The organism is Caldicoprobacter algeriensis, from assembly GCF_023838525.1.
GTDB lineage: Bacteria > Bacillota > Clostridia > Caldicoprobacterales > Caldicoprobacteraceae > Caldicoprobacter > Caldicoprobacter algeriensis.
Map to the genome: position 1 here is coordinate 1 of NZ_JAHUQD010000033.1, position 5,792 is coordinate 5,792.

A 5,792-nucleotide genomic window follows, 5' to 3' on the forward strand; every position below is an offset into this window, starting at 1 on the left:
TCGCACTTGCTGAGGTCATCACCGAAGCGCTTGACCAGCCCGGCCATCTCGCTGCGGTACTCGTCCAGCGCCGTGCGCCGGTGGCGGCTAAGCTGCCGCTCGGGCAGTTCGAGGCTGGCCAGCCTGCGGGCCTTCTCCTGCTGCCGCTGGGCCTGCTCGATCTGCTGGCCAGCCTGCTGCACCAGCGCCGGGCCAGCGGTGGCGGTCTTGCCCTTGGATTCACGCAGCAGCACCCACGGCTGATAACCGGCGCGGGTGGTGTGCTTGTCCTTGCGGTTGGTGAAGCCCGCCAAGCGGCCATAGTGGCGGCTGTCGGCGCTGGCCGGGTCGGCGTCGTACTCGCTGGCCAGCGTCCGGGCAATCTGCCCCCGAAGTTCACCGCCTGCGGCGTCGGCCACCTTGACCCATGCCTGATAGTTCTTCGGGCTGGTTTCCACTACCAGGGCAGGCTCCCGGCCCTCGGCTTTCATGTCATCCAGGTCAAACTCGCTGAGGTCGTCCACCAGCACCAGACCATGCCGCTCCTGCTCGGCGGGCCTGATATACACGTCATTGCCCTGGGCATTCATCCGCTTGAGCCATGGCGTGTTCTGGAGCACTTCGGCGGCTGACCATTCCCGGTTCATCATCTGGCCGGTGGTGGCGTCCCTGACGCCGATATCGAAGCGCTCACAGCCCATGGCCTTGAGCTGTCGGCCTATGGCCTGCAAAGTCCTGTCGTTCTTCATCGGGCCACCAAGCGATTCCCACACATTATACGAGCCGGAAGCATAAAGTGTAGCTAGATCCGAAGGATGAGCCGGGCTGAATGATCGACCGAGACAGGCCCTGCGGGGCTGCACACGCGCCCCCACCCTTCGGGTAGGGGGAAAGGCCGCTAAAGCGGCTAAAAGCGCTCCAGCGTATTTCTGCGGGGTTTGGTGTGGGGTTTAGCGGGCTTTGCCCGCCTTTCCCCCTGCCGCGCAGCGGTGGGGCGGTGTGTAGCCTAGCGCAGCGAATAGACCAGCTATCCGGCCTCTGGCCGGGCATATTGGGCAAGGGCAGCAGCGCCCCACAAGGGCGCTGATAACCGCGCCTAGTGGATTATTCTTAGATAATCATGGATGGATTTTTCCAACACCCCGCCAGCCCCCGCCCCTGCTGGGTTTGCAGGTTTGGGGGCGTGACAGTTATTGCAGGGGTTCGTGACAGTTATTGCAGGGGGGCGTGACAGTTATTGCAGGGGTTCGTGACAGTTAGGGCGCGCCCAGCTGTCTAGGGCGGCGGATTTGTCCTACTCAGGAGAGCGTTCACCGACAAACAACAGATAAAACGAAAGGCCCAGTCTTTCGACTGAGCCTTTCGTTTTATTTGATGCCTTTAATTAAAGCGGATAACAATTTCACACAGGAGGCCGCCTAGGCCGCGGCCGCGCGAATTCGAGCTCGGTACCCGGGGATCCTCTAGAGTCGACCTGCAGGCATGCAAGCTTAGGAGGAAAAACATATGGCGTCGTTCCAGTCGTTCGGCATTCCGGGCCAGCTGGAAGTCATCAAGAAGGCGCTGGATCACGTGCGCGTCGGCGTGGTCATCACCGATCCCGCGCTGGAAGATAACCCGATCGTCTACGTGAACCAGGGCTTCGTGCAGATGACCGGCTACGAGACCGAGGAAATCCTGGGCAAGAACGCGCGCTTCCTCCAGGGGAAGCACACCGATCCGGCGGAAGTGGACAACATCCGCACCGCGCTGCAAAATAAAGAACCGGTCACCGTGCAGATCCAGAACTACAAGAAGGACGGCACGATGTTCTGGAACGAACTGAACATCGATCCGATGGAAATCGAGGATAAGACGTATTTCGTCGGCATCCAGAACGACATCACCAAGCAGAAGGAATATGAAAAGCTGCTCTAAACTAGTCTTGGACTCCTGTTGATAGATCCAGTAATGACCTCAGAACTCCATCTGGATTTGTTCAGAACGCTCGGTTGCCGCCGGGCGTTTTTTATTGGTGAGAATCCAGGGGTCCCCAATAATTACGATTTAAATTTGTGTCTCAAAATCTCTGATGTTACATTGCACAAGATAAAAATATATCATCATGAACAATAAAACTGTCTGCTTACATAAACAGTAATACAAGGGGTGTTATGAGCCATATTCAGCGTGAAACGAGCTGTAGCCGTCCGCGTCTGAACAGCAACATGGATGCGGATCTGTATGGCTATAAATGGGCGCGTGATAACGTGGGTCAGAGCGGCGCGACCATTTATCGTCTGTATGGCAAACCGGATGCGCCGGAACTGTTTCTGAAACATGGCAAAGGCAGCGTGGCGAACGATGTGACCGATGAAATGGTGCGTCTGAACTGGCTGACCGAATTTATGCCGCTGCCGACCATTAAACATTTTATTCGCACCCCGGATGATGCGTGGCTGCTGACCACCGCGATTCCGGGCAAAACCGCGTTTCAGGTGCTGGAAGAATATCCGGATAGCGGCGAAAACATTGTGGATGCGCTGGCCGTGTTTCTGCGTCGTCTGCATAGCATTCCGGTGTGCAACTGCCCGTTTAACAGCGATCGTGTGTTTCGTCTGGCCCAGGCGCAGAGCCGTATGAACAACGGCCTGGTGGATGCGAGCGATTTTGATGATGAACGTAACGGCTGGCCGGTGGAACAGGTGTGGAAAGAAATGCATAAACTGCTGCCGTTTAGCCCGGATAGCGTGGTGACCCACGGCGATTTTAGCCTGGATAACCTGATTTTCGATGAAGGCAAACTGATTGGCTGCATTGATGTGGGCCGTGTGGGCATTGCGGATCGTTATCAGGATCTGGCCATTCTGTGGAACTGCCTGGGCGAATTTAGCCCGAGCCTGCAAAAACGTCTGTTTCAGAAATATGGCATTGATAATCCGGATATGAACAAACTGCAATTTCATCTGATGCTGGATGAATTTTTCTAATAATTAATTGGACCGCGGTCCGCGCGTTGTCCTTTTCCGCTGCATAACCCTGCTTCGGGGTCATTATAGCGATTTTTTCGGTATATCCATCCTTTTTCGCACGATATACAGGATTTTGCCAAAGGGTTCGTGTAGACTTTCCTTGGTGTATCCAACGGCGTCAGCCGGGCAGGATAGGTGAAGTAGGCCCACCCGCGAGCGGGTGTTCCTTCTTCACTGTCCCTTATTCGCACCTGGCGGTGCTCAACGGGAATCCTGCTCTGCGAGGCTGGCCGTAGGCCGGCCTCAGCCTGCCGCCTTGGGCCGGGTGATGTCGTACTTGCCCGCCGCGAACTCGGTTACCGTCCAGCCCAGCGCGACCAGCTCCGGCAACGCCTCGCGCACCCGCTGGCGGCGCTTGCGCATGGTCGAACCACTGGCCTCTGACGGCCAGACATAGCCGCACAAGGTATCTATGGAAGCCTTGCCGGTTTTGCCGGGGTCGATCCAGCCACACAGCCGCTGGTGCAGCAGGCGGGCGGTTTCGCTGTCCAGCGCCCGCACCTCGTCCATGCTGATGCGCACATGCTGGCCGCCACCCATGACGGCCTGCGCGATCAAGGGGTTCAGGGCCACGTACAGGCGCCCGTCCGCCTCGTCGCTGGCGTACTCCGACAGCAGCCGAAACCCCTGCCGCTTGCGGCCATTCTGGGCGATGATGGATACCTTCCAAAGGCGCTCGATGCAGTCCTGTATGTGCTTGAGCGCCCCACCACTATCGACCTCTGCCCCGATTTCCTTTGCCAGCGCCCGATAGCTACCTTTGACCACCATGGCATCAGCGGTGACGGCCTCCCACTTGGGTTCCAGGAACAGCCGGAGCTGCCGTCCGCCTTCGGTCTTGGGTTCCGGGCCAAGCACTAGGCCATTAGGCCCAGCCATGGCCACCAGCCCTTGCAGGATGCGCAGATCATCAGCGCCCAGCGGCTCCGGGCCGCTGAACTCGATCCGCTTGCCGTCGCCGTAGTCATACGTCACGTCCAGCTTGCTGCGCTTGCGCTCGCCCCGCTTGAGGGCACGGAACAGGCCGGGGGCCAGACAGTGCGCCGGGTCGTGCCGGACGTGGCTGAGGCTGTGCTTGTTCTTAGGCTTCACCACGGGGCACCCCCTTGCTCTTGCGCTGCCTCTCCAGCACGGCGGGCTTGAGCACCCCGCCGTCATGCCGCCTGAACCACCGATCAGCGAACGGTGCGCCATAGTTGGCCTTGCTCACACCGAAGCGGACGAAGAACCGGCGCTGGTCGTCGTCCACACCCCATTCCTCGGCCTCGGCGCTGGTCATGCTCGACAGGTAGGACTGCCAGCGGATGTTATCGACCAGTACCGAGCTGCCCCGGCTGGCCTGCTGCTGGTCGCCTGCGCCCATCATGGCCGCGCCCTTGCTGGCATGGTGCAGGAACACGATAGAGCACCCGGTATCGGCGGCGATGGCCTCCATGCGACCGATGACCTGGGCCATGGGGCCGCTGGCGTTTTCTTCCTCGATGTGGAACCGGCGCAGCGTGTCCAGCACCATCAGGCGGCGGCCCTCGGCGGCGCGCTTGAGGCCGTCGAACCACTCCGGGGCCATGATGTTGGGCAGGCTGCCGATCAGCGGCTGGATCAGCAGGCCGTCAGCCACGGCTTGCCGTTCCTCGGCGCTGAGGTGCGCCCCAAGGGCGTGCAGGCGGTGATGAATGGCGGTGGGCGGGTCTTCGGCGGGCAGGTAGATCACCGGGCCGGTGGGCAGTTCGCCCACCTCCAGCAGATCCGGCCCGCCTGCAATCTGTGCGGCCAGTTGCAGGGCCAGCATGGATTTACCGGCACCACCGGGCGACACCAGCGCCCCGACCGTACCGGCCACCATGTTGGGCAAAACGTAGTCCAGCGGTGGCGGCGCTGCTGCGAACGCCTCCAGAATATTGATAGGCTTATGGGTAGCCATTGATTGCCTCCTTTGCAGGCAGTTGGTGGTTAGGCGCTGGCGGGGTCACTACCCCCGCCCTGCGCCGCTCTGAGTTCTTCCAGGCACTCGCGCAGCGCCTCGTATTCGTCGTCGGTCAGCCAGAACTTGCGCTGACGCATCCCTTTGGCCTTCATGCGCTCGGCATATCGCGCTTGGCGTACAGCGTCAGGGCTGGCCAGCAGGTCGCCGGTCTGCTTGTCCTTTTGGTCTTTCATATCAGTCACCGAGAAACTTGCCGGGGCCGAAAGGCTTGTCTTCGCGGAACAAGGACAAGGTGCAGCCGTCAAGGTTAAGGCTGGCCATATCAGCGACTGAAAAGCGGCCAGCCTCGGCCTTGTTTGACGTATAACCAAAGCCACCGGGCAACCAATAGCCCTTGTCACTTTTGATCAGGTAGACCGACCCTGAAGCGCTTTTTTCGTATTCCATAAAACCCCCTTCTGTGCGTGAGTACTCATAGTATAACAGGCGTGAGTACCAACGCAAGCACTACATGCTGAAATCTGGCCCGCCCCTGTCCATGCCTCGCTGGCGGGGTGCCGGTGCCCGTGCCAGCTCGGCCCGCGCAAGCTGGACGCTGGGCAGACCCATGACCTTGCTGACGGTGCGCTCGATGTAATCCGCTTCGTGGCCGGGCTTGCGCTCTGCCAGCGCTGGGCTGGCCTCGGCCATGGCCTTGCCGATTTCCTCGGCACTGCGGCCCCGGCTGGCCAGCTTCTGCGCGGCGATAAAGTCGCACTTGCTGAGGTCATCACCGAAGCGCTTGACCAGCCCGGCCATCTCGCTGCGGTACTCGTCCAGCGCCGTGCGCCGGTGGCGGCTAAGCTGCCGCTCGGGCAGTTCGAGGCTGGCCAGCCTGC

Annotated in this window: 7 protein-coding genes and 3 pseudogenes; 3 read left to right on the forward strand and 7 right to left on the reverse strand. The window is 60.2% G+C overall.

The window, feature by feature from the left end; translation table 11 throughout:
- Nucleotides 1–728: DNA-primase RepB domain-containing protein (locus KVG29_RS12165; protein WP_252228701.1), on the reverse strand; the 728-nt coding region annotated here is incomplete at its 3' end.
- Between the two features lie 194 nt (nucleotides 729–922).
- Here KVG29_RS12165 and KVG29_RS12170 point away from each other — a divergent pair.
- Both KVG29_RS12170 and KVG29_RS12175 read left to right on the forward strand, forming a co-directional pair.
- On the forward strand, nucleotides 923–1,066 hold the full coding sequence (locus KVG29_RS12170; protein WP_252228702.1) for a hypothetical protein: 144 nt from the start codon (nucleotides 923–925) through the stop codon (nucleotides 1,064–1,066).
- 419 nt (nucleotides 1,067–1,485) lie between these two features.
- Nucleotides 1,486–1,893, forward strand: a pseudogene (locus KVG29_RS12175) (blue-light photoreceptor); the annotation flags it as partial.
- Nucleotides 1,894–1,935: 42 nt separating this feature from the next.
- Here KVG29_RS12175 and KVG29_RS12180 read toward each other — a convergent pair.
- Nucleotides 1,936–2,001, reverse strand: a pseudogene (locus tag KVG29_RS12180) (hypothetical protein); the annotation flags it as partial.
- Between the two features lie 131 nt (nucleotides 2,002–2,132).
- Here KVG29_RS12180 and aph(3')-Ia point away from each other — a divergent pair.
- Nucleotides 2,133–2,948, forward strand: a complete 816-nt coding sequence (gene aph(3')-Ia / locus KVG29_RS12185) for an aminoglycoside O-phosphotransferase APH(3')-Ia (RefSeq protein ID WP_000018329.1) — start codon at nucleotides 2,133–2,135, stop codon at nucleotides 2,946–2,948.
- 285 nt (nucleotides 2,949–3,233) lie between these two features.
- Here aph(3')-Ia and repC read toward each other — a convergent pair whose 3' ends face one another.
- From repC to KVG29_RS12210, 5 genes and pseudogenes are all read right to left on the reverse strand, one after another.
- Nucleotides 3,234–4,085 (reverse strand): replication protein C, IncQ-type, encoded by an 852-nt coding sequence (gene repC, locus KVG29_RS12190; RefSeq protein WP_000240536.1) that lies wholly within the window; start codon nucleotides 4,083–4,085, stop codon nucleotides 3,234–3,236.
- A complete protein-coding gene (locus KVG29_RS12195) occupies nucleotides 4,072–4,911 on the reverse strand; it encodes a helicase RepA family protein (RefSeq protein WP_000190708.1) in 840 nt (279 codons plus the stop codon). The genes repC and KVG29_RS12195 overlap by 14 nt, the downstream gene beginning before the upstream one ends.
- A gap of 29 nt (nucleotides 4,912–4,940) precedes the next feature.
- Complete coding sequence (gene urfF / locus KVG29_RS12200) at nucleotides 4,941–5,147, reverse strand: plasmid repression protein F (protein ID WP_007857788.1); 207 nt, start codon at nucleotides 5,145–5,147, stop codon at nucleotides 4,941–4,943.
- Nucleotide 5,148: 1 nt separating this feature from the next.
- Entirely contained in the window at nucleotides 5,149–5,361 is a 213-nt protein-coding gene (locus KVG29_RS12205) for a hypothetical protein (RefSeq protein ID WP_000455501.1), read from the reverse strand.
- A gap of 60 nt (nucleotides 5,362–5,421) precedes the next feature.
- Nucleotides 5,422–5,792, reverse strand: a pseudogene (locus KVG29_RS12210) (MobA/MobL family protein); the annotation flags it as partial.

Excerpts from the sequence above, each read along its gene's own strand:
- KVG29_RS12195 (WP_000190708.1), bottom strand. The coding sequence starts at position 4,911 with ATGGCTACCCATAAGCCTATCAATATTCTGGAGGCGTTCGCAGCAGCG.
- urfF (WP_007857788.1), bottom strand. The coding sequence starts at position 5,147 with ATGAAAGACCAAAAGGACAAGCAGACCGGCGACCTGCTGGCCAGCCCT.
- KVG29_RS12205 (WP_000455501.1), bottom strand. The coding sequence starts at position 5,361 with ATGGAATACGAAAAAAGCGCTTCAGGGTCGGTCTACCTGATCAAAAGT.